The organism is Frigoribacterium sp. NPDC087798, from assembly GCF_044742985.1.
GTDB lineage: Bacteria > Actinomycetota > Actinomycetes > Actinomycetales > Microbacteriaceae > Frigoribacterium.
Genome location: NZ_JBIUVP010000001.1, coordinates 1,115,183 through 1,140,254 on the forward strand (window position 1 = coordinate 1,115,183; position 25,072 = coordinate 1,140,254).

General features: G+C 71.7%; 22 protein-coding genes. 4 read left to right on the forward strand and 18 right to left on the reverse strand.

Going from position 1 to position 25,072, the window contains the following annotated elements; all coding sequences use genetic code 11:
- The first annotated feature begins 2 nt into the window (after nt 1–2).
- Complete coding sequence (locus ACIOSR_RS05170) at nt 3–1,478, forward strand: mannosyltransferase family protein (RefSeq protein WP_402751995.1); 1,476 nt, start codon at nt 3–5, stop codon at nt 1,476–1,478.
- 130 nt (nt 1,479–1,608) lie between these two features.
- Here the strand turns inward: ACIOSR_RS05170 and ACIOSR_RS05175 are convergent, their stop codons facing one another.
- From ACIOSR_RS05175 to chvE, 8 genes are all read right to left on the reverse strand, one after another.
- A complete protein-coding gene (locus tag ACIOSR_RS05175; protein ID WP_056047824.1) occupies nt 1,609–2,622 on the reverse strand; it encodes an LLM class flavin-dependent oxidoreductase in 1,014 nt (337 codons plus the stop codon).
- Nucleotides 2,623–2,783: 161 nt separating this feature from the next.
- Complete coding sequence (gene araA / locus ACIOSR_RS05180) at nt 2,784–4,313, reverse strand: L-arabinose isomerase (protein WP_123570588.1); 1,530 nt, start codon at nt 4,311–4,313, stop codon at nt 2,784–2,786.
- A complete protein-coding gene (locus tag ACIOSR_RS05185; protein ID WP_043595113.1) occupies nt 4,310–5,023 on the reverse strand; it encodes an L-ribulose-5-phosphate 4-epimerase in 714 nt (237 codons plus the stop codon). Before ACIOSR_RS05185 ends, araA begins: the two co-directional genes overlap by 4 nt.
- Complete coding sequence (gene araB, locus ACIOSR_RS05190; RefSeq protein ID WP_402751996.1) at nt 5,020–6,837, reverse strand: ribulokinase; 1,818 nt, start codon at nt 6,835–6,837, stop codon at nt 5,020–5,022. The genes ACIOSR_RS05185 and araB overlap by 4 nt, the downstream gene beginning before the upstream one ends.
- A 92-nt stretch (nt 6,838–6,929) precedes the next feature.
- Nucleotides 6,930–7,919 carry a LacI family DNA-binding transcriptional regulator gene (locus tag ACIOSR_RS05195; protein ID WP_402751997.1) on the reverse strand — a complete coding sequence of 330 codons (990 nt, stop codon included), beginning with the start codon at nt 7,917–7,919 and terminating at the stop codon, nt 6,930–6,932.
- A 158-nt stretch (nt 7,920–8,077) separates the two neighbouring features.
- Complete coding sequence (gene mmsB, locus ACIOSR_RS05200; protein WP_082460334.1) at nt 8,078–9,346, reverse strand: multiple monosaccharide ABC transporter permease; 1,269 nt, start codon at nt 9,344–9,346, stop codon at nt 8,078–8,080.
- Entirely contained in the window at nt 9,333–10,883 is a 1,551-nt protein-coding gene (mmsA, locus tag ACIOSR_RS05205; RefSeq protein ID WP_402751998.1) for a multiple monosaccharide ABC transporter ATP-binding protein, read from the reverse strand. The genes mmsB and mmsA overlap by 14 nt, the downstream gene beginning before the upstream one ends.
- A 103-nt stretch (nt 10,884–10,986) precedes the next feature.
- Nucleotides 10,987–12,141, reverse strand: coding sequence for a multiple monosaccharide ABC transporter substrate-binding protein (chvE, locus tag ACIOSR_RS05210; protein WP_056046734.1), 1,155 nt, complete (start codon nt 12,139–12,141; stop codon nt 10,987–10,989).
- A gap of 469 nt (nt 12,142–12,610) precedes the next feature.
- Here chvE and ACIOSR_RS05215 point away from each other — a divergent pair, with 469 nt between their 5' ends.
- Nucleotides 12,611–12,913 carry a hypothetical protein gene (locus ACIOSR_RS05215; RefSeq protein ID WP_056046737.1) on the forward strand — a complete coding sequence of 101 codons (303 nt, stop codon included), beginning with the start codon at nt 12,611–12,613 and terminating at the stop codon, nt 12,911–12,913.
- Between the two features lie 84 nt (nt 12,914–12,997).
- Here ACIOSR_RS05215 and ACIOSR_RS05220 read toward each other — a convergent pair whose 3' ends face one another.
- The 3 genes from ACIOSR_RS05220 to ACIOSR_RS05230 form a co-directional block, all read right to left on the reverse strand.
- A complete protein-coding gene (locus ACIOSR_RS05220) occupies nt 12,998–14,050 on the reverse strand; it encodes an aldose 1-epimerase family protein (RefSeq protein WP_173151495.1) in 1,053 nt (350 codons plus the stop codon).
- On the reverse strand, nt 14,043–15,299 hold the full coding sequence (locus tag ACIOSR_RS05225) for an FAD-binding protein (RefSeq protein ID WP_402751999.1): 1,257 nt from the start codon (nt 15,297–15,299) through the stop codon (nt 14,043–14,045). Before ACIOSR_RS05225 ends, ACIOSR_RS05220 begins: the two co-directional genes overlap by 8 nt.
- A gap of 65 nt (nt 15,300–15,364) precedes the next feature.
- Entirely contained in the window at nt 15,365–16,435 is a 1,071-nt protein-coding gene (locus ACIOSR_RS05230) for an LLM class flavin-dependent oxidoreductase (protein ID WP_123570595.1), read from the reverse strand.
- A 251-nt stretch (nt 16,436–16,686) separates the two neighbouring features.
- On the opposite strand from ACIOSR_RS05230, the gene ACIOSR_RS05235 reads away from it, so the two are divergent.
- Entirely contained in the window at nt 16,687–17,166 is a 480-nt protein-coding gene (locus tag ACIOSR_RS05235; protein WP_173151501.1) for a hypothetical protein, read from the forward strand.
- Nucleotides 17,167–17,249: 83 nt separating this feature from the next.
- Here ACIOSR_RS05235 and ACIOSR_RS05240 read toward each other — a convergent pair whose 3' ends face one another.
- The 4 genes from ACIOSR_RS05240 to ACIOSR_RS05255 form a co-directional block, all read right to left on the reverse strand.
- Nucleotides 17,250–18,695, reverse strand: a complete 1,446-nt coding sequence (locus ACIOSR_RS05240; RefSeq protein WP_402752000.1) for an NtaA/DmoA family FMN-dependent monooxygenase — start codon at nt 18,693–18,695, stop codon at nt 17,250–17,252.
- Between the two features lie 162 nt (nt 18,696–18,857).
- Entirely contained in the window at nt 18,858–19,493 is a 636-nt protein-coding gene (locus ACIOSR_RS05245; RefSeq protein WP_123570597.1) for a hypothetical protein, read from the reverse strand.
- A gap of 113 nt (nt 19,494–19,606) precedes the next feature.
- Complete coding sequence (locus ACIOSR_RS05250) at nt 19,607–20,554, reverse strand: aldo/keto reductase (RefSeq protein ID WP_173151505.1); 948 nt, start codon at nt 20,552–20,554, stop codon at nt 19,607–19,609.
- Nucleotides 20,555–20,663: 109 nt separating this feature from the next.
- A complete protein-coding gene (locus tag ACIOSR_RS05255) occupies nt 20,664–21,632 on the reverse strand; it encodes a D-isomer specific 2-hydroxyacid dehydrogenase family protein (protein ID WP_402752001.1) in 969 nt (322 codons plus the stop codon).
- 571 nt (nt 21,633–22,203) lie between these two features.
- Here ACIOSR_RS05255 and ACIOSR_RS05260 point away from each other — a divergent pair.
- Entirely contained in the window at nt 22,204–23,262 is a 1,059-nt protein-coding gene (locus ACIOSR_RS05260; protein WP_056046751.1) for a magnesium and cobalt transport protein CorA, read from the forward strand.
- A 113-nt stretch (nt 23,263–23,375) separates the two neighbouring features.
- Here ACIOSR_RS05260 and ACIOSR_RS05265 read toward each other — a convergent pair whose 3' ends face one another.
- The 3 genes from ACIOSR_RS05265 to ACIOSR_RS05275 all read right to left on the reverse strand — a co-directional run bounded on the left by ACIOSR_RS05265 (nt 23,376) and on the right by ACIOSR_RS05275 (nt 25,026).
- On the reverse strand, nt 23,376–23,816 hold the full coding sequence (locus ACIOSR_RS05265) for an OsmC family peroxiredoxin (RefSeq protein WP_056046752.1): 441 nt from the start codon (nt 23,814–23,816) through the stop codon (nt 23,376–23,378).
- A gap of 86 nt (nt 23,817–23,902) precedes the next feature.
- Nucleotides 23,903–24,388: a MarR family winged helix-turn-helix transcriptional regulator gene (locus tag ACIOSR_RS05270; protein ID WP_173151509.1), complete on the reverse strand. Its 486-nt coding sequence runs from the start codon at nt 24,386–24,388 to the stop codon at nt 23,903–23,905.
- 83 nt (nt 24,389–24,471) lie between these two features.
- Nucleotides 24,472–25,026 carry a CGNR zinc finger domain-containing protein gene (locus ACIOSR_RS05275; protein ID WP_402752002.1) on the reverse strand — a complete coding sequence of 185 codons (555 nt, stop codon included), beginning with the start codon at nt 25,024–25,026 and terminating at the stop codon, nt 24,472–24,474.
- Nucleotides 25,027–25,072: the final 46 nt, after the last annotated feature.

A 25,072-nucleotide genomic window follows, 5' to 3' on the forward strand; every position in this document is an offset into this window, starting at 1 on the left:
CGGTGAGCCGCGAGACGATCGCGTCGCCGTCGGCGGCGAGGCTGCGCCGACCCGCTTTCTCGATCGGTCTCGCCGACCGGTTCTCGGGCAGCTGGCGCAGCGTGCTGGTCGTCTACCTCGCGTCGCGGCTGTTCTCGACGAGCGTCCTCTTCGCCGTCTACGAGGTCGCGAAACTCGCCGGTGCGACCTTCATCACCCCCGGCAGCGACCGCAGCTTCCTCGACTTCACCTCGTCGTGGGACGCCGACCGGTACCGCACCATCGCGCTGCACGGCTATCCCTCGACCCTGCCGACCGATGCGACCGGCGAGGTGCTGCCGAACGAGTGGGCGTTCCTGCCGGTCTTCCCGTACCTCTGCCACCTGCTGATGGTCGCCACGGGCATGGACTTCGTCGTCGCCGCCCCTCTGCTCGCCACCGTCTTCGGTGCGGCCGCGGCGGTCGTCCTCCACCGCCTGCTGGTGACGAAGGTCGGACGCACCGGCGCGCTCTGGGCCGTGCTGCTGTTCTGCTTCGGACCGATGGCCTTCGTCATGTCGGTCGGCTACGCCGAGAGCCTCTTCCTGCTGCTGATGTTCGGCGGTCTGCTCGCCATGCAGCGGCGGAACTACCCGCTCGTGGCGGCGGCGGGCATCGTCGCCTCGTTCGTCCGACCCGGGGCGCTCGCCCTGGCGTTGGCGCTCGGCATCCACCTCATCGTGCGCTGGCACACCGAGCGGGAGCGACCCGGGGCCCGCACGGCCGCTACCTCCGCCGCCTCGACCACGACCTCGTCCTCGTCCTCGTCCACGGCCACGGGGCACGGCGCGGCCGGTGCCGGCGCGCCGTCCGCGTCGACGCCGCGGTCCCCCGGTGACGCCGGGACGCGACGGATCGCCGGGATCGGCAGCGCGCCTCCTGCACTCGTCCTCGCCGCCCGCACGACGTTCCGTCGTGCCTGGGCCGGGTTGCGCGAGTTCGTCGTCGGTGGCCGGATGCCGAAGCGTGAGTTGACGACGATCGTCGTGGCGGGGCTCTCGATGGCCGCCGCGGGACTCGCCTGGCCGGTGGTCGCCCACGTGGTCACGGGCCAGTCCGACGCCTACCTCGAGACCGAGATGGCCTGGTGGGTGGACTACGTCGGCCGGCCGGCGTTCGTGCCGTTGACCCCGTGGTTCCTCCTCGCCGGGCGGTGGCTGGGCATCGGGGGCATCGTGCTCGTGCTGGCCATCATCGCGTCGTTCACCTTCTGGGTGACCCGACGCTCGACCCTGCGGCTCGGTCACGAGCTCGTCGCGTTCACCGCGGGGTTCTTCGCCTACCTCGTCGCGGTGTTCCTGCCCCAGCAGAGCCTGTTCCGCCTGCTCATGCCCCTCAGCCCCCTGCTCGGCACGCCCGCGATCTCGTCGCGACCGTGGGTGCGGCGCACGATGCTGCTCGGCGGGGCCGCGCTGCAGCCCGTCGCCGTCGTGTTCGTCTTCCTCTTCACCGCGCCGTAGCCGCCGGCGCGATCCCGGCCCCGACGGGCCGTGCGGTGGCGGCTGTGCGGTGGCGGGTCGGCAGCAGCGGGCTACGCCGGGGCGGGGCCACGCGGCGGCGGGCTGGCGCAGTGGGCTGCGCAGCAGCGGGCTACGCGGCGGCGGGGGCCAGCTGCATCGCGTCGGCGAGGAGCGCGACCGACCGGAGGCGCGCCTCCGTCGACGAGGCCGAGTGCGCGACGATCAGCTCGTCGGCCTGGGCGGTGCGGGCGAACTGCTCCATGTACTCGCGTGCGTCGCCGGGCGTGCCGACGGCGGTGTAGGTCGTCATGGTCTGGACGTGCTGCCCCACCGGGGTGCGCAGCAGGTGGTCGAGCTCGTCGTCGCCGAACTCGCGAGTGGGGTCGATCTGCCCGCTCTGGCGCAGCAGCATCATGAGGCGCTGACGCTTGACGGCGGCGAACTGCGTGTCGGCGTCGTCCGCGTCGTCGGAGACGATCGCGTTGACGGCGGCGAGCACGTACGGCTCGCTCAGCTGGGTCGACGGCTGGAACTCGCGACGGTAGGCCGAGACGGCGTCCACCAGGTCACCGGGGGCGAAGTGCGAGGCGAAGGCGTAGGGCAGACCGAGGGCGGCGGCGAGCTTGGCGCCGAACAGCGACGAACCGAGGATGTACAGCGGCACGTTCGTGCCCGCACCGGGGACGGCCTGGACGCCGGCGACGCGCGACTCCCCCGCGAGGAACGCCTGCAGTTCGACGACGTCCTGCGGGAAGCGCTCGGACGACGAGGGGTCGCGGCGCATGGCACGGAACGTGGCCTGGTCGCTGCCGGGGGCTCGGCCGAGGCCGAGGTCGATGCGCCCCGGGTGCAGGGTCTCGAGGGTGCCGAACTGCTCGGCGATGGCGAGCGGCGAGTGGTTCGGGAGCATGACGCCGCCCGAGCCGAGGCGGATGGTCGAGGTCTGGCTCGCGATGTGGGCGATCAACACCGACGTCGCGCTCGAGGCGATGGAGGCCATGTTGTGGTGCTCGGCGTACCAGACCCGCCGGTACCCGCTCGCCTCGGCCTGCTGCGCCAGGGCCACGGAGGCCGCGAAGCTCTCGCGCACGGTCTGGCCGGGTGCGACGGGGGCGAGGTCGAGGATCGAGAGGGGAATGCTCATGCGGGGGTGAACAACGACGGGCGTCGCCGTATGCCCCGCGAGGGAAAACGAGTGGTCCCGGACCGTCGTCCGCCGTGGGGCGGAGGACGATCCGGGACCACTCGATGCGCGGGGGCGCGAAGGGCGCTGACGGGGCGAGGAGGGCGCGAGCCGGGCGCGGCCTACAGGCCGCGGGCGAGGCGGTGGTACGCGGCGTTCCAGGCGACCTCGTGACGGAAGTCGCGGATGCGGGTGTCCTCGTCGATCACGAGCAGCTCGGTCTCGACGATGCGGGCGAGGTCCTCGAAGGCCTCGAGCCCGACCGCGGTCGACATGACCGTGTGGTGGGCGGCGCCGGCCGTCAGCCACGCCTCGGCCGACACGGCGAACGACGGACGGGGCTTCCACACCGCGCGCCCCACCGGGAGGTTCGGCAGGTCCTCGTCGGGGTCGACCACGTCGACCACGTTGACCGTCAGGCGGAAGCGGTCGCGCACGTCGCTCATCGCGACGACGACGGCCGGGCCGGGGTCGGCGGAGAAGACCAGGCGCACCGGGTCGTCCTTGCCGCCGATGCCGAGCGCGTGCACCTCGAGGGAGGCGCGCCCCGACGTGAGCGCCGGGCTGACCTCGAGCATGTGCGCCCCGAGGATCTTCTCCTCGCCGGGCACCAGGTGGTACGTGTAGTCCTCCATCAAGGAGGCGCCACCCGGCAGCCCGGCGCCCATCACGTTGGCCGCACGCACCAGCACCGAGGTCTTCCAGTCGCCCTCGGCGCCGAAGCCGTAGCCCTCGGCCATCAGGCGCTGGACCGCGAGGCCGGGCAGCTGCTTGAGCGCGCCCAGGTCTTCGAAGTTCGTCGTGAAGGCACTGAACCCGCCCTCTTCGAGGAACGAGCGCAGACCGATCTCGATCGCCGCACCGTCTCGGAGCGACTGGTGACGCTCGCCGCCCGCCCGCAGCGCGGGGACCACGTCGTACTCGGCCTCGTACACCGCGACGAGCTCGTCGATCGCCGTCTCGGACGCCGCGGCGACGGCCTCGGCCAGTTCGTTGACGCCCCAGGTGTTGACCTGGACGCCGAAGGCCAGCTCGGCCTCGGTCTTGTCGCCCTCGGTCACGCCGACGAAGCGCATGTTGTCGCCGAAGCGTGCCAGCTTGAGCGAGCGCATGGCCGAGGCGCCCGCGGCGGCGCGCATCCAGGTGCCGACCTGCTGCTGCACGCGCGGGTCGCTGACGTGGCCGACGACGGTCTTGCGGGGCACCCCGAGACGGGTCTGCATGTAGCCGAACTCGCGGTCGCCGTGGGCGGCCTGGTTGAGGTTCATGAAGTCGAAGTCGATGTCGGCCCAGGGCAGCGCGACGTTGGCCTGGGTGTGCAGGTGCAGCAGCGGCTTGCGCAGGGCGTCGAGGCCGCCGATCCACATCTTGGCCGGGCTGAAGGTGTGCATCCAGGCCGTGACGCCGATGACCGAGTCGTCGAGGTTCGCCTCGAGCATCGTGCGACGGATCGCGTCGGCGTCGGTCAGGACGGGCTTCCAGACGAGGCGCACGGGCACGTCGGAGGCGGCGGCCAGTTCGTCGGCGATGGCACGCGACTGGTCGGCGACCTGCTGGAGCGTCTCTTCGCCGTAGAGGCCCTGGCTGCCGGTGAGGAACCAGACCTCGCGCGAGGCGAGGAAGGCGGTGGGGTCGAGGGTGTCGTTCGTCACTTCAGTTCTCCTGCGGGTGCTTGTCCGTAGACGTTCTGGTACCGGTCGAAGAGGGCGTCGATGCTCTCTGCCGGGATGGGGATGGGTTCGCCGAGCTGGCGGGTGATGTGGACGGTGCGGGCCACGTCCTCGGTCATGACGGCGGCCTTGACCGCGTCGCGGGCGTCCTTGCCGATCGTGAAGACGCCGTGGTTCTGCATCAGCACGGCCCGGCTTCGGTGCCCCTCGAGCGTCGCGACGATGCCGCGGCCGATCGAGTCGTCGCCGATGATCGCGAACGGCCCCACGGGGATCTCGCCGCCGAACTCGTCGGCCATCGCCGTGATCACGCACGGGATCGCCTCGCCGCGCGCGGCCCAGGCCGTGGCGTAGGTCGAGTGCGTGTGCACGACTCCGCCGACGTGCGGCATGGTGCGGTAGACGTAGGCGTGGGCGGCGGTGTCGCTCGACGGACTGCGGTCGCTGCCCGGCGTGCCCTCGACCACGGTGCCGTCGAGGCGGCAGAGGATCTGGTTCTCGGCCGTGAGGTCGTCGTAGAGCACCCCGCTGGGCTTGATCACGAAGAGGTCGGTGCCGGGCACGCGACCCGACACGTTGCCGCCCGTCCAGACGACGAGCCCGTAGCGCACGAGCTCGGCGTGCAGGGTGGCGACGTCTTCTCGGGTGGCGTCGATGGCCGCCTGCGTCGAGCGGTCGATCCAGCCGGTCATGCGGTCACCTGCGCGTCGCTCGTGGCGGAGGCGGTGGCGTCCTGTTCGACGGCATCCGTGCCTCCACCGCCCTCGGTCGTCGCCGAGGGAGCCGAGGAGGCGCGGGTCGCCTCGCGACGCATCGCCCGCAGGCGGTGCATCACGTCGTTGCCGCCCCGACCGAACCAGTCGTGCAGCAGGAGGTACTCGGCGTACAACGCGTCGTAGGCGTCGGCGGCGGCCTCGTCGGGGACGTAGGTCGCCCGGTCGACGCTGCCCATGGCCTCGGCCGCCGAGCGGATGTCGGGGTAGGCACCCGCGGCGACGGCGGCGTGGATGGCCGACCCGAGGGCCGGGCCCTGCTCGCTCGTGATCGTCGAGATCGGCATGCGGAGCACATCGCTGTAGGTCTGCATCAGGTGCTTGTTCTTCAGCAGACCGCCGGCGGCGATGAACTCGGTGACCGGCACGCCCGACTCCTCGAAGGCCTGGACGATGCGGCGCGTGCCGAACGCCGTGGCCTCGAGCAAGGCCCGGTAGCCCTCTTCGGGCGTCGTGCTGAGCGTCTGGCCGACGATGACGCCGCTCAGCTCGTGGTCGACGAGCACCGAGCGGTTGCCGCTGTGCCAGTCGAGGGCCACGAGGCCGTGGGCCCCGACGGGCTGCTCGTAGGCGAGGTCGGTGAGGTGCTGGTGCACGCTCTTGCCGGCCGCCGCGGCGTCGTCGACCGACGACTGCGGCACCTGGTTCTTCACGTACCAGGCGAAGATGTCGCCGACGCCGGACTGACCGGCCTCGTAGCCGTAGAGGCCGTCGACGATGCCACCGTCGACGACGCCGCACATGCCGGGCACCTCGGCGAGCTTGTCGCCGTTCATGACGTGGCAGGTGCTCGTGCCCATGATGGCGACCATCTGGCCGGGCTGCGTGGCCTTGGCGGCCGGGGCCGTGACGTGCGCGTCGACGTTGCCAACGGCCACGGCGATGCCCTCGGGCAGTCCGGTCCAGCCGGCGGCCTCGGCCGTCAGCGTGCCCGCGACGTCGCCCAGGGCGCCGATCTCGTGCACGACCTTGGTCTCGGCGAAGTCGGCGAAGTCGGGGTTGAGGGCGGCGAGGAACTCGCGGCTGGGGTACTCGCCGTCCTGGTAGATGCCCTTGTACCCGGCGGTGCAGGCGTTGCGCACGTAGCGGCCGCTGAGCTGCCAGACGATCCAGTCGGCGGCCTCGACCCAGTGCTCGGTCGCGGCGTAGACCTCGGGGTCCTCTTCGAGCAGCTGCAGCCCCTTGGCGAACTCCCACTCGCTCGAGATGAGCCCGCCGTACCGGGGCAGCCACGACTCGCCCCGCGACGCGGCCAGTTCGTTGATGCGGTCGGCCTGGCCCTGCGCGGCGTGGTGACGCCACAGCTTGACGAACGCGTGCGGGCGGTCGGCGAAGCGGTCGAGCTCGTTGAGCGGGGTGCCGTCGGCGGTGGTCGGCACCATGGTGCAGGCCGTGAAGTCGGTGCCGATGCCGACGACCGCGGCGGGGTCGACGCCCGACGCGCGGAGGGCTTCGGGAACGGCGTTCTTCAGCACGTCGACGTAGTCGGACGGCACCTGCAGGGCCCAGTCGGCGGGCAGGCGCTCGCCCGTTCCGGGCAGCGTGCGGTCGACGACCGCGTGCGGGTACTCGAACGTGGCGCTGGCCAGCTCGGCGCCGTCACGCACGCGCACGACGACCGCGCGGCCGCTGAGCGTGCCGTAGTCGACGCCGACGACGTACGTCTCGGCCGAGGCGCCGGCGGGGTCGGGGGCCGCGGGCGACGGGTCGGAGGGGATGGCGGTCTCAGCCATGGAACGTCCTTGTCCTGATGCGAAAGTGAGCGCTCACATTCTCACATGAGCGAGTGGGACCGTGCAATCTCGCACGGGCGGGTCGGGGTCGGTCAGCGGGCCGGGGCCGCCGTCGATCGGCGGACGACGAGCTCGGGGTCGAGTGCCGCCACGGGCGCCTCGTCACCGGCGAGCACGGCCTCGACGGTCGTCATGAGTCGGCGCCCGAGCGCCTCGAAGTCCTGCCGCACGGTGGTCAGCGGCGGGACGAAGTGTTCGGCCTCGGGGATGTCGTCGAAGCCGACGATGCTCACGTCGCGCGGCACGACCCGACCGGCGTCGACGTAGGCGTGCACGACGCCGAGCGCCATCTGGTCGTTGCCGCAGAACACGGCCGTGACGTCGTCGCGCCCGGCCAGCTCTCGGCCGATGCGATGACCGGAGCCCGGGGTCCAGTCGCCGCGCAGCAGCACCGTCGAGTCGACGCCGAGCCGTTCACAGGCCTCGCGCCAGCCCCGCTCGCGGTCGCGACCGTCCATCCACCCGTCGGGCCCCGCGACGTGGGCGATGCGGCGGTGACCGAGCGAGACGAGGTGCTCGACGGCCGCCTCGGCCCCGGCGGCCTGGTCGAACGAGACCGTGTGGTGGCCGTCCTCGGCCTCGCTGTCGGCGGTGACCAGCGGCACCGACACCCCGGAACGCCGCAGCACCTCGAGGGCCTCGGCGTCGGGAGCGATGAGCACGATGGCCGCCACGTTCTGGCCCACCAAGGAGTCGAGGGCCTGCCGCATGCCCTGCCGGTCGTCGACGTCGAGGGTGGCCATCGACACCTGGTACCCGGCTCGTCGGGCGGCACCGTTGAAGCCGTGCATCGTGCTCGACGGCCCGTAGAACGGGAACCCCGTGCTGATCACGCCGAGCGACCTCGTCCTGCGGCTGGCCAGCGCCCGGGCGGTGAGGCTCGGCCGGTAGTGGAGCTCGTCGATGGCGACGTCGACCTTGGCCTTGGTGGCGGGACGGACCGTCGGGTCGCCGTTGACGACCCGCGAGACGGTCTGGTGCGAGACGCCGGCTGCGGCCGCGACGTCGAAGAGGGTTGCCACGAGGTGATCCTAGTTCGGTTCGGTTTTCGGGACGGTGGCGTCGTGTGCGGCCGGCCCGCGCCTCCTGCGGTCTGGTCGGTGCCCGCCGGGGGCGAGGAGACGAGGAGGCGCGGCTCCCGTGACCGGGAACCGCGCCTCTCGCGGATGGTGACCGCTCGTTACTTGCCGGACGAGGCGGCGCGACGCTTGTTGAAGACGTCGAACGCGACCGCGGCGAGCAGCACGAGGCCCTTGATCAGGGACTGGTACTCGGTGCCGACGCCGAGGATCGACATGCCGTTGTTCAGGATGCCGATGATGAGACCACCGACGATGGCGCCGGTGACCGTGCCGATGCCGCCGGTGACGGCGGCGCCACCGATGAACACGGCCGCGATGGCGTCGAGCTCGAACCCGTTGCCGGCGCTGGGGCTGGCGAGGTTCAGCTGGCCGGTGAAGACGACGCCGGCCAGGGCGGCGATGACGCCCATGTTGACGAAGAGCAGGAACGTGACGCGCTTCGTCTTGACGCCGGACAGCTCGGCGGCGTGCAGGTTGCCACCGATCGCGTAGACGTGACGGCCGAACACCGAGTTCTTCATGATCATCGAGTACGCGACGACGAGCACCGCGAGCACGACCAGGACGATCGGGGTGCCCGAGTAGCTGGCGAGCAGGAACCCGACGTACATGACCAGGGCGACCGTGAAGACCATCTTGGTGATGAACCACAGGAAGGGCTCGTCCTCGAGCTGGTACTTGCGACGCGTGGCACGGCCGCGGAGGCCGGTGCCGATGAGGGCCAACGAGGCGACGGCGCCGAGGACGAGCGTCAGCGGCTCGTACCCGGTGGTGCCGAAGGCGGGCAGGAAGCCCGACCCGATGTCGCGGAACCCCTGGGGGAAGGGCGAGATCTGCTGGCTCTGGAGGGCGATCTGGGCGGCACCGCGGAACGCGAGCATGCCGGCCAGGGTGACGATGAACGCCGGGATGCCGAAGTAGGCGATCCAGAAGCCCTGCCAGGCCCCGACCAGGGCGCCGAGCACGAGGCAGAGCACGACGGCGAGCGGCCAGGGCAGGCCCCACTGGGTGATCATGACGCCGGCCATGGCGCCGGTGAAGGCGACGATGGAGCCGACCGAGAGGTCGATGTGGCCGGCGATGATGACCATCACCATGCCGATGGCCAGGATCAGGATGTAGCTGTTCTGGACCACCAGGTTCGACACGTTGATCGGTGCCAGCGTGATGCCGTTCGTGGTGACCTGGAAGAACAGCACGATGACGATCAGCGCGATGAACAGGCCGATCTGGCGCAGCTGCCCGCCGAGGTACGAGACGGCACCCGTGATCGGGTTGCCACCCGAACCGGACTGCGGCTGACGGGAGGTGGGCGACCCGCCCGTGGGCTTCGGGTCGGTGGCCTGGGTGGGGCTAGGCGCGCTCATTGACGGGGCTCTCTCGTTCGAGGGTCATGTACTTCAGGAGGAATTCGGGGGTCGCCTCGGCGATCGGCACGTCGGCCGTGATGCGCCCCTCCGAGAGGGTGTAGATGCGGTCGCAGATGCCGAGCAGTTCGGGCAGCTCGGACGAGATGACGATGACGCCCTTGCCCGCGTCGGCGAGCTGGTTGATGATCGTGTAGATCTCGTACTTCGCGCCGACGTCGATGCCACGGGTGGGCTCGTCGAGGATGAGCACGTCGGGGTCGGCGTACATCCACTTCGACAGCACGACCTTCTGCTGGTTGCCGCCCGAGAGCTTTCCCGTCACCGACGCCACGGTGGGCGCCTTGATGTTCATGCTCTTGCGGAAGCGCTCGGCGACGGTGCTCTCTTCGGACCGGTTGACGAAGCCCCAGTTGGCGAGCTTGCCGAGGGCCGAACCGGACACGTTGCGCGTGATGTCGTCGATCAGGTTGAGGCCGTACTTCTTGCGGTCCTCGGTGGCGTAGGCGAGACCCGCGGCGATGGCCTTGCTGACCGTCGACGTGTCGATCTTCTCGCCGCGCTTGTAGACGGTGCCCGAGATGCCGGTGCCGTAGCTCTTGCCGAAGACGCTCATCGCGAGTTCGGTGCGTCCGGCACCCATCAGCCCGGCGATGCCGACGATCTCGCCGGCCTTCACGGTGAGGTTGGCCTGGTGGATGATCTCGCGCGTCGAGTCGAGGGGGTGGTGGACGGTCCAGTCCTCGATGCGCAGCAGCTCGTCGCCGACCTTCGACTCGTGGGCCGGGTAGCGGCTCTCGAGGTCACGGCCGACCATGCCCTTGATGATGCGGTCCTCGGACACCTCGTCGGCGTGCATGTCGAGGGTCTCGATCGTCTTGCCGTCGCGGATGATCGTCACCTTGTCGGCGATCGCCTTGATCTCGTTGAGCTTGTGGCTGATGATGATCGATGTGATGCCCTGCCCCTGCAGGCTCTTGATCAGGTCGAGCAGGTGGGCCGAGTCGTCGTCGTTCAGGGCGGCGGTGGGCTCGTCGAGGATGAGGATCTTCACGCGCTTCGAGAGCGCCTTGGCGATCTCGACCAGCTGCTGCTTGCCGACTCCGATGTCGACCACCTTGGTGACCGGGTTGTCGCGCAGGCCGACGCGGGCCAGCAGGCCGGCGGCGTCGAGGTTGGTCTTGTTCCAGTCGATGAAGCCGTTCTTGGACTGCTCGTTGCCGAGGAAGATGTTCTCGGCGATCGAGAGGAACGGGCTGAGCGCCAGCTCTTGGTGGATGATGACGACGCCCGCGGCCTCGGAGTCGTTGATGTTCTTGAAGTCGACGGGCTGGCCGTCGAGCAGGATCTGACCGTCGAACGAGCCGCTCGGGTAGACGCCCGAGAGCACCTTCATGAGCGTCGACTTGCCGGCGCCGTTCTCGCCGCAGATCGCGTGGACCTGGCCGCGCTCGACCTCGAGCGTGACGTCCTGCAGGGCCTTGACGCCGGGGAACGTCTTGGTGATCTCCCGCATCTCGAGGATCGTGTTCGCCACGTGTTCCTTCTTCCGTGTGTCGGGTGGGTGCCGCTGGGGAGCAGAGAAGCGAGGAGGCGCTGGTCGGCGACCGGCGCCTCCTCGGTTCTCGCAGGGGAGGGACCTACTTGAGGTCGGCCTCGGTGTAGTAGCCGCTGTCGATCAGGACCTCTTTGTAGTTGTCCTTCGTGACGATGGTCGGCTGGAAGAGGTACGTCGGGACGACCTTCACGCCGTTGTCGTACGTCTTGTCGTCGTTCGTCTCGGGCGTCTTGCCGGTGAGCAGGTCGTCGGCCATCACCACGGACTGGTCGGCGAGCTGACGCGTGTCCTTGTAGATGGTCGAGTACTGCTGACCCTCGATGATCGACTTGACCGAGGCGGCCTCGGCGTCCTGGCCGGTGATGACCGGGAGGGCGTCGCTGGTGTAGCCGGCACCCTCGAGCGCCGAGATGATGCCGATCGAGATGCCGTCGTAGGGCGAGAGCACGCCGTCGAGCTTGGTGCCGCCCGAGTAGGTCGAGGCGATCAGGTTCTGCATGCGGGCCTTGGCGGTGGCCGGGTCCCAGGCCGCGGTGGCGGCCTGCGTGAACTGGTCCTGACCGGAGCCGATGGTCAGCGAACCGTCTTCGATGTAGGGCTTGAGGGTGTCCATCGCGCCGTTGAAGAAGAAGGTGGCGTTGTTGTCGTCCGAGCTGCCGGCGAAGACCTCGATGGTCTTGGGCGAGGCGCCGTCGACCTTCTTGCCGTCGGCGTCGGCGAGGCCGAGACCGGTCAGGAGGCTGGTGCCCTGGTCGACGCCGACCTTGTAGTTGTCGAACGAGACGTAGTAGTCGACGTTCTCGTTGCCCGTCAGCAGGCGGTCGTACGAGATGACCTTGATGCCGGCCTTGGCGGCCGAGTCGAGCTGGTCGCTGAGCGAGCCACCGTCGATCGAGGCGACGATGAGGACCTTCGCGCCCTTGGTGATCATGTTGCTGATCTGCTGGACCTGCTGGGGGATCTTGTTGTCGGCGTACTCGAGGTCGACCTTGTAGCCCTTGTCCTCGAGGGCGCTCTTGACGGCGTCGCCGTCCTTGATCCAGCGCTCGGACACCTTGGTGGGCATCGCGACGCCGACCAGCGCACCGGCGTTGTCGCCGCTGCTGCTGCCGCCGGCGTCACCGCCGCGTCCGCCGCCGCCGCCGGAGCAGGCGGCCAGGGAGAATGCCATGCCGACGGCGACGATGCCGACGAGGAGCTTTTTCTTCACGGTTGTTCCATTCGTGTCAGGTGTCATCTCGACGGCGTCGTCGATGACGGGTGATGGTGCTGTGAGGGGATCTCTGTGGTGCGGGCGCTCGACGGCTCGGGTGGCCGGGGACGCGCCGGGCCGACGGGTGCGCGAGGCCTGCCCGTCGGGGCTGAGGGGGACGTCAGGCCGGGGCGACCGCGAGGAGGCGCGGGGCGGGCGACGTGCGGACGGCCCGGTGGGCGGCCGGGCGGCGGAGGGAGGAGCTGTTCACGGTTGACCTCTTCGTCAGGAAACGTGTGGCTGGGGTGTCGCGGAGTGGAGCGGGATGGCCCGTCGCGGGGACGGTCGAGCGCTGACCTGAGAATGTGAGCGCTCACATCGGTGGTGCTGGGCAATACTGAACGAGGTCCAGGTGCTTGTCAAGTCGGTCGGCGCCCGGCGTGTCGCGACAGGATTTACACGTTCGCCACACGCCGTTCACGCGCGTGAGCGGTCGTCACGTCACAGTGTGCCCATGATCACCGCGACCGCGACCGTCCACACGGCGCACGACGCCGCCGGCCTGTTCTGGTTGTCGCGCCGCCTGCTCGCCGAGCACCGGGCCGCGAAGGTCGAGGTGGGCCAGTACCTCGTGCAGCTCGCCGACGCCGGGACCGTGCTGCTCACCGAGCTGCCCGAGGCCCTGCGGTTCGACGTCGTCGTCCGGGACGAGCTGACGGCACGCCGCACGCGCCGGGCGCTCGAGGCCGCCCTCGAACGCTGCCTGCCCGGCACGGTGTCGGCCATGACCTGGCAGACCGAACCCGTCGCCGTCTGAGGGCGGCCCGGCGCGACACCCCCGAACCAGCGCGACACCCCGGGTTCGTGGGGTGTCGTGCTGGTTCGGAGGTGTCGGGCCGCACTAGAACGCGGTGATGGTCCAGCTCGCCGTGTGGGCCTCGCCCGGGGCGAGCAGCACGAGGTCGTCACCCGAGTTGAAGGCGTCCGGCGGGCAGGTCATGGGCTCGACGGCCAACCCGACGCGGTCGTTCTCGGGTTCGGGACGGTCGGCGGTGTGCACCTGCACCCAGGGCAGCTCGGTCCCCCACGACATGGTGACGCCGTGGCCGTCGCGCGCGGTCACCGTGGCGGTGACCCGCGCCTCCTGAGCGGGGCCCCCACCGGCGTCGCCGTCAGGGGTGCCGAACGCGAGGTCGGTGAAGGCGTGGTCGACGAACAGGTCGCCGACCGGGTGCCCGTCGCGGAAGTCGAAGCCGTCACGGTCACCGACGGGCCGCGTGCCGACGGGGACGAGGCGGTCGTCGGTCACCTCGAGGTAGCTCGCGGCGGGCAGCGTGAACGACCAGTCGTCGACGCGACCCTCGCCGGCGACGAGGTAGGGGTGCGGCGCGGTGCCGTAGGGGGCGACGCCCGTGCCCGCGTTGCGGGCCGTGACCGTCGTGGTGAGCCCGTCGTCGGTCAGCTCGTAGACGACCGACAGCGCCAGCCGCCACGGGTAGCCGTCGCTCGGCACGAGCACGAACGAGGCCGAGGCCCGCGCGGCCTGGGCCTGGTCGATGGTCCAGTCGGCCCAGTGGGCCAGGCCGTGCAGGGCGTGACCGCGCTCGACCTCGTTCAGCGGGAGCTGGTGTTCGACCCCGTCGCGCTCGTAGCGTCCGTCGGTCACGCGGTTGGGCCACGGGGCGAGCAGGGCCCCGCGGAAGCCCGGCCGCACCTCGTCGGCGGCGAACGGCACGACCAGGTCGCGGCCCTCGAACGTGAGCGTGCGCAGCGTGGCCCCGACCCCGGCGATCTCGGCCCGGTAGCCGTCCCGCTCGAGCACGACCTGCGCGCCGGAGACCGGCACCGGCGACGTGACGAGGCGAGCGGTCGGCGGCGCCCCCGGTGCGGGCTCGACGACGGGAGGCACGGTGCCGTGCGGCGGCACGGGGGCGACGGGGGTGGGCTCAGACATGCGCGGGCTCTCCGAGGACGGACGCGGACAGGAACGGGTTGCGGAAGCGGCCCTCGGGGTCGACCGACGCGACGTGGGCGGCGAAGTCGCCGAGACGCGGGAACACCCGGCGCAGTTCGGCATGCGTGGCGGTCGAGACCTTGCCCCAGTGCGGGCGGGCGTCGAACGCGCCGAGCACCCGCTCGATCTCGGGCAGGACGGCGAGCACCTCGTCCGGGCGGCGGTGCCAGGTGAAGTGGAAGGCGACGCTCTGACGTCCGCCGCTCGGGCTGATCCAGGCGTCGTCCGGGGCGATCGTGCGGATCTCGCTGACCATGAGCACGTCGGCGAAGGTGTGCGCGATGCCACGGAGCCCCTCGATCGCGGCCGCGGCGTGCTCGGCGGGGATCAGGAACTCGCTCTGGATCTCTTCGCCGGCGCTCGGCGTGAAGTCGAAGCGGAAGTGCGGCAGGCGTTCGAGCCACGGGCCGGCCACGCCGCCCTGCTGCGTGACGGCCGCGGTCTCGGCCCCGGGGATCATGTGCGTGGTCGCGTCGGCCCGGACGGCGCCGAGGTCGCGGAGGTCGAGACCGACCGCGTCGCCGACCCGGTGCTTCGACCAGACCTGGTCGACCCCCGCGCCGTCGTACCGCGTGAAGAAGCTCAGGCTGTACGCGCCGGCGAGCACGGCGTCGAGGTGCTCGAGGGCGGCCGCCCACGGCAGGTCCTCGTGGATGGTCTGCTCGACGTCGAAGGTCGGCACGGTGTCGAGTTCGAGGCTCGTGACGACGCCGACGGCGCCGAGCGAGACGACGGAGGCGCCGAACGCGTCGTCACCGCGGCGGACGGTCTCGAGGCTGCCGTCCGCGCGGACGAGCTCGACGGCGCGGACGCCGGCCGAGAGGGCGGGATTGCGCACGCCGGAACCGTGCGTGCCGGTCTGGACCGCTCCGGCGACCGAGATGTGGGGCAGCGAGGCGAGGTTGTGCAGGGCGAGGCCGCGACGCTGCAGCTCGCCCGCGAGGGCGGCGTGCGTGGTACCCGCGCCGACGCGGACGGTGCCGGCGGCCGAGTCGACCTCGACCGGGGTGTCGAGCGCGTCGAGCGAGACGAGGACGCCGTCGGTGTCGGCGACCCGGTTGAACGAGTGGCGCGAGCCCAGGGCCTTGACCCGACGGCTGCCGGTGACGACGTCACGCAGCTCGTCGATGCTCGTGGGGCGACGCAGGTCGGTCGTCGAGTACTCGACGTTGGCGGCCCAGTTCTGCATGGAGACTCCTTCGGCTCGGGGTGCTGCGTCGAGTCTAGGCGAGCCCCACCGCCGGGAGTGAGCGCTCACTCGCCTCGGGCGGCGGCCTGCCAGCCGAGCAGCGGGCCGAGGCGCTCGGCGGCGTCGGTCAGCACCTGCGTGTACTCGGCGAGTCCGAAGTCGAACGGCAGCTCGACGATCAGGTCGTCGACCTCGCGCATCGCGGCGTTCTCGTGCAGCTGCTCGGCGATCCACTCGGACGGGCCGACGAGGTCGCGGTCGAACATCATGCCGCGGGGTCCGTGGGCCACGGTGGTGCGGTCGCGACGGGAGGACGCGTAGGCCTCGTACGCCGCACGCTGCTCGGCGGTGGCCGTGTCGGTGGGCAGGACGACCGCGCCCTTGGCGACCCGCGCCTCCGGACCCGAGGGGTGGACCGCGCGGAAGGCGCGGATCTGCTCGAGTTGCGACGCCGCGAAGCGGGTCGGCTCGATCGGCCCGGGCGCGCCCGCGAAGCTGACGTTGCTGATCAGCATGCCGAGGCCCTGGCGACCCGCCCACTCGGCCGACCGGGGGCTGCCCGCGCCGTACCAGACACGGTCGGCGAGGCCGGGGCTCTGCGGCTGCACCCGCCCGGTGAAGACCTCGATGCCCTCGGTGCCCTCGAACGCGCTGACCTGCTCGCCCCGGACGAGCGAGAGGAACTTCTCGACCCGGCCGTACGAGAAGTCCTGGTGGTCGGCGGCGTCCCCGTAGAGGTGCGGCCCGACCTCGTCGTAGGCGCGAGGCTCGCCGACGCTGACGCCGAGCTGCAGCCGGCCGCGCGAGAGCACGTCGACCGTGCCCCAGTCCTCGGCGAGACGGAACGGGTTCTCCCAGCCGAGCGGCATCACGGCCGTGCCGAGGGTCAGGCGCGAGGTGCGCTGCGCCGCGGCCGAGAGGAACGCGACGGGCGACGAGATGCCGAACTGCAGGTGCCGCGTGCGGGTCCAGCCGCCGTCGAGCCCCAGCGCCTCGGCCCGCTCGAACAACTCGAGCCCCTGCTCGAGTCCGACGGTCGGGTCGTCGCCCTCGAAGGCGCCGATGGTGAGGAAGCCGAGACGACGCAACGGCCTCGCGGCGGCGGACGGAGCGGGCGACGAGGAGGCGGTGGTCACCCGTCGAGCCTAGCCAGACGACCCGGGGTCGCCGGGCCGGACCCCGGCCCTCGTCCCCCCGTGCGACATCCCCGGACGGCGTCCCCCGGGGTGCGTCCCCCGCATTGGGGACCGGCCCACCCCCGTACTGGGTGCCTGTGCCCCGTTGTCCCCCACCTCGGAGTGCGGTTCGCTGGACGGAGCCGTTCGAGGGTCACGTCCACGACGACACGACCACGCACGCCACCACGACTCCAGGGGAACAGAACACGATGGACACCGCAGAGCCCGACACCGGACGCCCGGGCACGAACGACCCCTCGGACGCGGCGCTCGTCCTCGACCCCACCGCGACCGTGGGCACCGTCCGGACCACGCCGGCGCACCCGGCCCGCATCCGCCGCGAACGCGCCACCCGTCTGCGTCGCCCCGCCACCTTCGTGCTGTCCTGGCTCGACCTGCCCAACGACGGCAGCGACCCCACCCTGCCCCTCGGCACGTGCCTCGTGCTGCGCACGGTCGGCCGACCGGCACGGGACGTGCTCGTCGACCTGCCCGGCGGGCCCGTCCGGGGTCGCGACAAGCTGCGCCCCGGCGCCCCCCTCGGCATCGCGACCCCCGTCGAGCTCGACGCTCTGGTCGCCCTCGGCACCGTCTTCGTCGAGTGGTCGGACGCTCGCGGTGTCAGCCGGACCACGTGGCTCCGCGTCCCGCCGGTCCCGGCTCGGTACCGCAGCCCCGCCGCCCACTGACCACGTCGACACGTCCACCCCTGACCGGGACGTCGCCGGGACGGACGTGAGCGACGCGCCGACGCGCGCCGCCCCTCCCGGGCTCAGCGCCGGTACGCCGCCGCCGGGTGCGTCGCGGGGAGCCGGGGTCCGCCGCCGGTCAACCGCTCGCGCAGCGTCTCGCCGGGCACGTACGCCTCGCGCAGTCGACCACGACGACGCAGCTCGGGCACGACCAGCTCGACGAAGTCGGTCAGCGTGTCGAACGAGTGGTACTGGCGCAGGTTGATGCCGTCGATGCCCTCGTCGTCGAGCCAGCGCTCGACGGCGTCCGCGACGACGGTCGGGGTGCCGGCGACGAAGAACGTGCCGCCCCAGGCCTCGTCGACCGAGTCGATCAGCTGCCCCACCGTGATGTCGAGCGGCAGCGCGGCGGCTCCCGGGTGGTCGAGCCGACCCTCGGCCTCGAGCGCCTCGCGCACGGTCCGGTCGCGGGGGTGCGCCGGGGCGTCGAAGGGGATGCTGCGGTGGATCAGCTTGCCCTGCTCGCTGGCGAACGAGCGGTAGAGCGCCAGCTTCTCGGCGACGACCTCGTCGGTCTCGCCCGTGATGACGCCGGCCTGCACGATGAACGACACGTCGGCGGCGGAGCGTCCGGCCGCGACCGCCGCCACGCGCGTGGCCGCGCCGACCGCCCGGACGGCGGGGCCGCCGGTGAAGACGACCTCGGCGTTGCGGGCCGCCTGCTCGACGCCCTTCGGCGACGCCGTCGCGAGGAAGAGCACGGGCGTGCGCTGCGGCGACGGCTCGCTGAGGTGCGGGCCGGCGACCCGGAAGTGCTCGCCGACGTGGTCGATCGCGTGCACCTTGGCGGGGTCGGTGTAGACGCCGGAGCCGGGCTCGAGCCCGTCGGCGGTGGGGTCGGCGACGACGGCGTCGTCCTCCCACGAGCCCTCCCACAGCTTGTAGAGCACGTCGAGGTACTCGGCGGCGCGGGCGTAGCGCTCGGCCTTGGGGATCTCGGCGTCGAGGCCGAAGTTGCGGGCGGCGTTCGGCAGGTACGACGTCACGACGTTCCAGCCGACGCGCCCCTTCGTGAGGTGGTCGAGGGTCGACATCCGCCGCGCGAACGCGAAGGGCGGCTCGTAGCTCGTCGAGAAGGTTATGCCGAAGCCGAGGTGCTCGGTCACCGCGGCCATGGCCGGCACGACCATCATCGGGTCGTTGTTGGGCGCCTGGATGCCCTCGAGCAGTGCCGGTGCCGGGCTGTCACCGAACACGTCGTAGGCACCGAGCACGTCGGCGATGAAGATCGCGTCGAAGCCGCCACGCTCGGCCAGGCGGGCCAGCTCGAGCCAGTACGCCAGGTCTTTGTACTCGCTGCGGTGGTTGTGCGGCAGTCGCCAGAGACCGTGCGTGATGTGCCCGACGCAGTTCATCTCGAAGAGGTTGAGGATCAGCTTCTTCTTCGGGGCGGGGGTCCCGGCGTCGACGGCGGGGGCGGGGACGGTGGCGGACGGCTCGGGCGCGGGGGTGTCTGCGGTGCTCACGCGTCCTACTGTGCCGCACCGCGCCTCCTCGTCCACCGGGCGGTGACGCCGTGTCGCCCGAGGGGAGAACCGGGCGGCACCACACCGCACCGCGTCCCGTGCACGACACCGCGACGAGACGAGGTGTGGTGCACGGAACGCGGTGCGGCGCGGCGCGGCGCGTCAGCGCTCGCGGATCGTGGTGGTCACGTCGACGAGGCTGGGATCGGCGGGTGCCGAGCCGAAGCCGAACCGCACGGGCGGGTCGAGCGGGGCCAGCGGCCCGAGGGCGCGACCGTCGAGACGGGCGTCGACCGCGACGATGCGCCGGGCCAGCGTCACGCCGTAGTACTCGCGACGACCTCCACCGGCCGTGCCCGCCGTGCGGGCACCCCGGACAATCAATCGGGCCACCGGGTCGATCAGCGTGAGCCAGCCGGGGCGGGTCGCGAACGCCCGGGGCACGAGCCGCAGCAGCCAGCCGAGCGCGGACACGGGCCCGATCTCGAGCGACAGGTCGAGGACGTCGCCGCCCGCGTCGTCGGGGCCGGCCGAGACCCGCAGCGTCCGGTCGACGCCGCGCCACGACACGGGCTGCACGCGCACCTCGTCGAACGTGTAGGTCGACGAGACGTAGTCGGCCACGGCCTGCGACGGCGCCAGCAACGTGCGGTGGCCGTCCGCACCCTCGACCATCACGTCGACGAAGCGGCCGAGCGGCGAACGGTCCCACAACCCGACGACGACGCGCGTGCCGGACTCCGTGCCGAAGCCCGCGATGCGTCCGTGGAACCGCTGGTCGGGGGTCGCTCTGCTCATCGCTCGACCGTACGCCGACGGTGCTGCACGCACCGCGCCTCCGGGTCCGTCGCTCCCCCGCTCGTCGCGGGCCGAGGCGGACCCGGAGGCGCGGGTCGTCGGTTCGGGAGGCGCTACTCGGCCACGCGGGCCGAGACGGTCTCGAGGGCGGCGAGCTCGTCGGCGCTGAGGGCCACGCTCGCGCTGGCCAGCAACGCGGGCAGCTGCTCGAGGGTGCGGGCGCTGGCGATCGGGGCGACGACGCGGGGCTGCGCCTGCAGCCAGGCGAGGGCGATCGTGGCGATCTCGACCTGGTGGGCGCTCGCGATGTCGCGCAGGGCGGCCACGACGTCGAGCCCCTCGTCGCTGAAGTAGCCCTCGACGTTGCCGCTGCGGGCCCCGGCGATGTCGTCACGGCTCTGGTACTTGCCGGTGAGGAAGCCCGCGGCGAGCGAGAAGTAGGGCGTCACGCCGAGCTGGTTCAGGGCGGCGAGCGGAGCCAGGTCGCGCTCGTAGGACTTGCGGGTCACGAGGTTGTAGTGCGGCTGCAGTGCGACCGGGGCCGCGAATCCCTCGCGGCGCGCGATCTCGACCCACTCGGTGATGCGCTCGGGCGAGAAGTTCGAGATGCCGACGTGCCGCACCTTGCCGGCCTTCTGCAGCGCGTCGAAGGCGCCGAGGGTCTCGGCGAGGTCGTCGCCGGTGTCGAAGTGCGCCCAGTACAGGTCGATGTGGTCGGTCTGCAGGCGGGTCAACGAGGCGTCGGCCGCGGCGGCGACGTTGGCGGCGCCGAGCCCGGGGAACTCGGGGTGCTGGCTGACCTTGGTGCCGAGCACGATCTGGTCGCGACGCGAGGCGCCACCCTGGGCGAGCCAGGTGCCGATGACCGTCTCGGACTCACCGCCCGAGTTGCCGTCGGCCCAGGCCGAGTAGACGTCGGCCGTGTCGACGAAGTTGCCGCCGCCGGCGACGAAGGCGTCGAGCACCGAGTGCGACTCGGCCTCGTCGCTGGTCCAGCCGAAGGTGTTGCCGCCTAGGGCGAGGGGGAAGACGTCGAGGTCGGATGTTCCGATGAGGGGCATGCGGGGGTTCCTTTCGCGAACGTCGCGTCGGGTCGGCGCGGCGACTACCCAGGTCTAACGCGTGCGGCGCGGGTTCGTTCCCAGGTCCGCGGCGTTGCCGGGTGCGCGCTCAGTACCCCTGCTCGACGTCGACGACGCCCTCGGGGTCGCCGCCCTCGGCGAGCGCGCGGATGTTCGCCTCGACCCGGGCCTGGAACAGCGGCTCGGTCATGTCGTTCGTGTTCGCCTGGTGCGGGGTGACGAGCGCACGGGGTTCGGCCCACAGGGGGTGACCGTCGGGCAGCGGCTCGGGGTCGACCACGTCGAGGCCCGCGGCTCCGATCCGCCCCTCGGCGAGTGCCGTCACGAGCGCGTCCGTGTCGACGAGCGGGCCGCGGGCGATGTTGACCAGCACGGCCGTGTCCTTCATGGCGGCGAACTCGGCGGCACCGAGCAGGCTGCGAGTGCCGTCGGTGAGGGCCGCGGCGACCACGACGACGTCGCTCGTCGGCAGGACCTCCGCCAGGCGGTCGACCGTGATCGTCCGGGCGGCACCCGGCACGGCCTCGTCGGTGCGGCGCACCATCGTCACCTCGACGTCGAACGGCTGCAGCAGCCGCAGCAGCTCGGTGCCGATGCCGCCGGCCCCGACGATGGTGACGGACGCGCCGTTCAGCGAGATGCCGCGCTGCTCGCGCTCCCACGAGGAGGCGCGGGCCCTGATCTGCAGGGAGCGCAGCGTCGCCAGCGTCAGCGCCAGGGCGTGCTCGGCCACGGGTGCGCTGTACGCGCCCTTGGCACTGGTGAAGACGAGGCCGTCGCGGGCGGTGGCCTGCATGGTCTCGACGTAGGCGTCGACCCCGGCGCTCGGCAGCTGGACGACGCGGACGCGGGGGTGCTCCTCGATCGCCGCGCGCAGGGCGTCCTGGTCGACGCGGCCACCGAGGACGAGCATGTCGGTCTCGTCGCCGAGCTCGACCAGGCGGGCGTCGGTCGCGTCCACCGCCCTCGTCGCGGGGGCGACGCCCCAGGCGTCTCCGGACGACGCCTCGGAGTCGGCGGAGGCGGAGGGCAGGACGGTGACGGCGACGGTGCTCATCGCTCCACCGTATCGATCCGGTCACGAAAGCGACTCAGGCTCGTGTCTGCGTCGAGCCGGTGGCAGAGTGACGCCGTCTGCAGGTCGCGAAACCCGATCGTGGACGCGGGAGGCACGGGTCAACGGCGACACGCGCCTCCTTCCCCTCACCCCACCCCGTCGCTCCCGTCGCACGACGGTCGACGGTCGCGGCCCCCGGGGGTACGCTGTCCCACGGCCCAGGCGGGCCCACGGCCCCACCGGGCCCGGCGGCAGCACGACGGAAGGCAGGTGAGCGGCGATGGCTGGTGACAGTACTGGCGCCCCGCGGCATCGCCCCGTGATCGCGCCGTCCGCCCCGCTCGCCTGAGCAGCGGGCCCGACCGACCACGAGCGAGGCCCACGGGCACCGACGTCTCCTGTCGACGCACGTCGTCGACGACCCGACACCCCGGTGTCGTCTCGTCGCCCGTGTGCGTCGCCCCGGCCCCCACCGCACACCCGCCGTCCGCACGGCTGTCGTGACCACCACCGGTACGACATCGTCCCTCGACGGACGGTCGTCGCACCCCGAACGGCAGGAGCGCAGACCATGGCACTCATCGACAACGGCATCTACGTCGCGGGACACCGCACCGACAGCCCGGCGAACCTCGACGAGACGTTCGAGTTGCTGCACGAACACCAGGGCATGGCCTGGATCGGGCTGTACCGCGCCGACCCCGACGAGGTGCGCTCGATCGCGCAGGAGTTCGAGCTGCACCCGCTCGCCGTCGAGGACGCGCTCAAGGGCCACCAGCGCGCGAAGCTCGAGCGCTTCGGCGAGACCCTCTTCGTCGTGCTGCGGTCGGCCCGCTACCTGGACGCCGAGGAGACGGTCGAGTTCGGCGAGGTGCACGTGTTCGTCGGTCCGGGCTTCGTCATCACGATCCGGCACGCCGAGAACCCCGACCTGGGTCGGGTGCGGCGCCGCCTCGAGTCGAACCCCGAGCTGCTCGCCCTCGGACCCGAGGCCGTCCTCTACGCCGTGCTCGACCAGGTGGTCGACGGCTACGGCCCGGTCGTCGCCGGCATCGAGAAGGACATCGACGAGATCGAGGACGAACTCTTCGGCGGCGACCCCGAGGTGTCACGGCGCATCTACGAACTGCTGCGCGAGGTGATCAGCTTCCAGCGCGCGACGAGCCCGCTGCGGGGGATGCTCGAGAACCTGCTGCGAGGGTCGGACAAGTACGGCGTCGACGTCGAGTTGCAGCGCTCGCTGCGCGACGTGCTCGACCACGTGTTGCGCATCGGCGAGCGCGCCGACACGTTCCGCGCCCTGCTCGAGAACGCGCTGACCGTGCACTCGACGCTCGTCACCCAGGCGCAGAACGACGAGATGCGGCGCCTGTCCGAGGCCGGGCTCGCCCAGAACGAGGAGACCCGGCGCCTGTCGGAGGTCGGCCTGCAGCAGAACGACGAGGTCAAGAAGATCTCGGGCTGGGCGGCCATCCTGTTCGCCCCGACCCTGGTCGGCGGCGTCTACGGCATGAACTTCGACCACATGCCCGAGCTGCACTGGCAGTTCGGCTACCCGATGGCGGTCGCCGCCATGGTCGCGGTCGGCGCGAGCATCTGGGGCGTCTTCAAGTGGAAGAAGTGGCTCTGACGCCGTCGCACCGGTGACGCCGTCGGGCGGGTGATGCGGAGAACGCAGGAGGCGCGGGTCGGGTGACCCGCGCCTCCTGCGTCCACGAGGCGGTGCGGTGCTGCGGTCGGGGCCTAGGCCTCGAGCGCGGCGTCGAGCGTGATCTCGACGCCGGTGAGGGCCTTCGAGACGGGGCACGTCTCCTTGGCGTTCTGGGCGGCCTCGAGGAAGCCGGCCTCGTCGATGCCGGAGACCTCGCCGCGGACGGTGAGGGCGATGCCGGTGAGCTTGAAGCCGCCGGCCGAGTCCGGGCCGAGCGAGACGTCGGCCTTGACGTCGAGCGCCTCGACGGTGCCGCCGGCCTGGCCGAGGACGGCCGAGAACTGCATGGCGTAGCAGGCCGAGTGGGCCGCGGCGAGCAGCTCTTCGGGGCTGGTGGAGCCGTTGGCGTCGTCGGCGGCACGCTTGGGGAACGAGACGTCGTAGGTGCCGAGCTTCGAGCTCGAGAGCTCGACCTGGCCTTCGCCGGTCTCGAGGCTGCCGTTCCAGGCGGTGCGTGAGGTGCGAGTGGGCATGTGGTGCCTTCTTTCGTGGAGGGGCCGACGTCGGGGTCGGCCCGGGGTGGGGTGTTCGGGGTGTTCTGGTCGGTCGGTGAGGCGGGTCAGAGGTGCTGGTCGGTGAGGGCGGCCGTGTTCGCCCGGACGGCGGCGGCGAGCGCGGCGATGTCGGCTCGCAGCGTCTGCAGGTCGGTCAGCTCGAGACCGGTGGCGCCGCAGATCTGGTCGGCGAAGCCGGCGGCCTGCTCGCGGAGCGCGACCCCGGCGTCGGTCAGGGCGACGTCGACGGTGCGCTCGTCGGAGGCCGAGCGTGTGCGCGTGACCAGGCCGTGGGCCTCGAGCCGCTTGAGCAGGGGCGACAACGTGCCCGACTCGAGCTGCAGCTGGTGGCCGAGCTCGGAGACGGTCGTCGGGCCGCCCTGCCAGAGGACCAGCAGCACGAGGTACTGCGGGTAGGTGAGGCCGAGCGGCGCGAGCAGGTCGCGGTACCGCGCCGTGACGGCACGCGAGGCGTTGTAGAGCGCGAAGCAGATCTGCTCGTCGAGCACCGGCGCCGGGCCCGGGGTCGTCGTCTCGGCTGCTGTCGTCATGTCGGCGACTGTAGCACGTCGCGGACGACTTGGTTGTGCACAACTCATTCGCTCTTTGCTGCCGCAGTCGACGCGAACCCACCTCAGTCGACGTCGGCCCGGCGTTCCCGGAAGGCGATCATGTTGACGCGGTTGCCGCAGCGGACGCTGCAGAACCGCTTGGACCCGTTGCGCGACAGGTCGACGAAGACCCCGTCGCAGTCCTCGGCGGCACAGGCCCGCAGCCGGCCGGTCTCGTCGGTGCGGATGACGTCGACCAGCGCCAGGGCCGACTCGACGCGGATGCGGTCGGCGAGGGGCGCGTCGTCGCTCGTCGCGTGCAGGTGCCAGTCGAGGCCGTCGTGTCGCACGAGCCGGGGCGACGAGACGCTGTCGGCCAGCATGCGGTTGACCTCGGCGGCGAGCAGGTCGCGCTCGAGCGTCCAGATGCGTCGCAGTTCGGCCCGGACGCCCTGCACCGAGGCCAGTTCGGCGTCGTCCCGGTCGAAGCGGCCCGAGAAGGCGAACGAGTCGAGCAGGGCCGTCAGCTCGGCACGGGTCGAGAGCTCGTCGCCACCGGACCGACTCGCGCCGGCACCGGTGTTGACCAGGGCGACGTTGAACTCGAGGACGTCTTCGGTGTCAGGGGCGAAATGCAAGTTGACTCCTTGTCAGAGGCGGTCCTACGCTCGCCACAGAGACGGC

What these genes read in the sequence shown, in the direction of transcription:
- mmsB (WP_082460334.1), bottom strand. Translation starts at nt 9,346, where the DNA reads ATGAGCGCGCCTAGCCCCACCCAGGCCACCGACCCGAAGCCCACGGGC.
- ACIOSR_RS05265 (WP_056046752.1), bottom strand. Translation starts at nt 23,816, where the DNA reads ATGCCCACTCGCACCTCACGCACCGCCTGGAACGGCAGCCTCGAGACC.
- ACIOSR_RS05225 (WP_402751999.1), bottom strand. Translation starts at nt 15,299, where the DNA reads ATGCAGAACTGGGCCGCCAACGTCGAGTACTCGACGACCGACCTGCGT.
- ACIOSR_RS05255 (WP_402752001.1), bottom strand. Translation starts at nt 21,632, where the DNA reads ATGAGCACCGTCGCCGTCACCGTCCTGCCCTCCGCCTCCGCCGACTCC.
- ACIOSR_RS05185 (WP_043595113.1), bottom strand. Translation starts at nt 5,023, where the DNA reads ATGACCGGCTGGATCGACCGCTCGACGCAGGCGGCCATCGACGCCACC.
- ACIOSR_RS05260 (WP_056046751.1), top strand. Translation starts at nt 22,204, where the DNA reads ATGGCACTCATCGACAACGGCATCTACGTCGCGGGACACCGCACCGAC.
- ACIOSR_RS05220 (WP_173151495.1), bottom strand. Translation starts at nt 14,050, where the DNA reads ATGTCTGAGCCCACCCCCGTCGCCCCCGTGCCGCCGCACGGCACCGTG.
- ACIOSR_RS05245 (WP_123570597.1), bottom strand. Translation starts at nt 19,493, where the DNA reads ATGAGCAGAGCGACCCCCGACCAGCGGTTCCACGGACGCATCGCGGGC.
- ACIOSR_RS05175 (WP_056047824.1), bottom strand. Translation starts at nt 2,622, where the DNA reads ATGAGCATTCCCCTCTCGATCCTCGACCTCGCCCCCGTCGCACCCGGC.
- chvE (WP_056046734.1), bottom strand. Translation starts at nt 12,141, where the DNA reads ATGACACCTGACACGAATGGAACAACCGTGAAGAAAAAGCTCCTCGTC.
- ACIOSR_RS05215 (WP_056046737.1), top strand. Translation starts at nt 12,611, where the DNA reads ATGATCACCGCGACCGCGACCGTCCACACGGCGCACGACGCCGCCGGC.
- araB (WP_402751996.1), bottom strand. Translation starts at nt 6,837, where the DNA reads ATGGCTGAGACCGCCATCCCCTCCGACCCGTCGCCCGCGGCCCCCGAC.
- ACIOSR_RS05235 (WP_173151501.1), top strand. Translation starts at nt 16,687, where the DNA reads ATGGACACCGCAGAGCCCGACACCGGACGCCCGGGCACGAACGACCCC.
- ACIOSR_RS05270 (WP_173151509.1), bottom strand. Translation starts at nt 24,388, where the DNA reads ATGACGACAGCAGCCGAGACGACGACCCCGGGCCCGGCGCCGGTGCTC.
- ACIOSR_RS05250 (WP_173151505.1), bottom strand. Translation starts at nt 20,554, where the DNA reads ATGCCCCTCATCGGAACATCCGACCTCGACGTCTTCCCCCTCGCCCTA.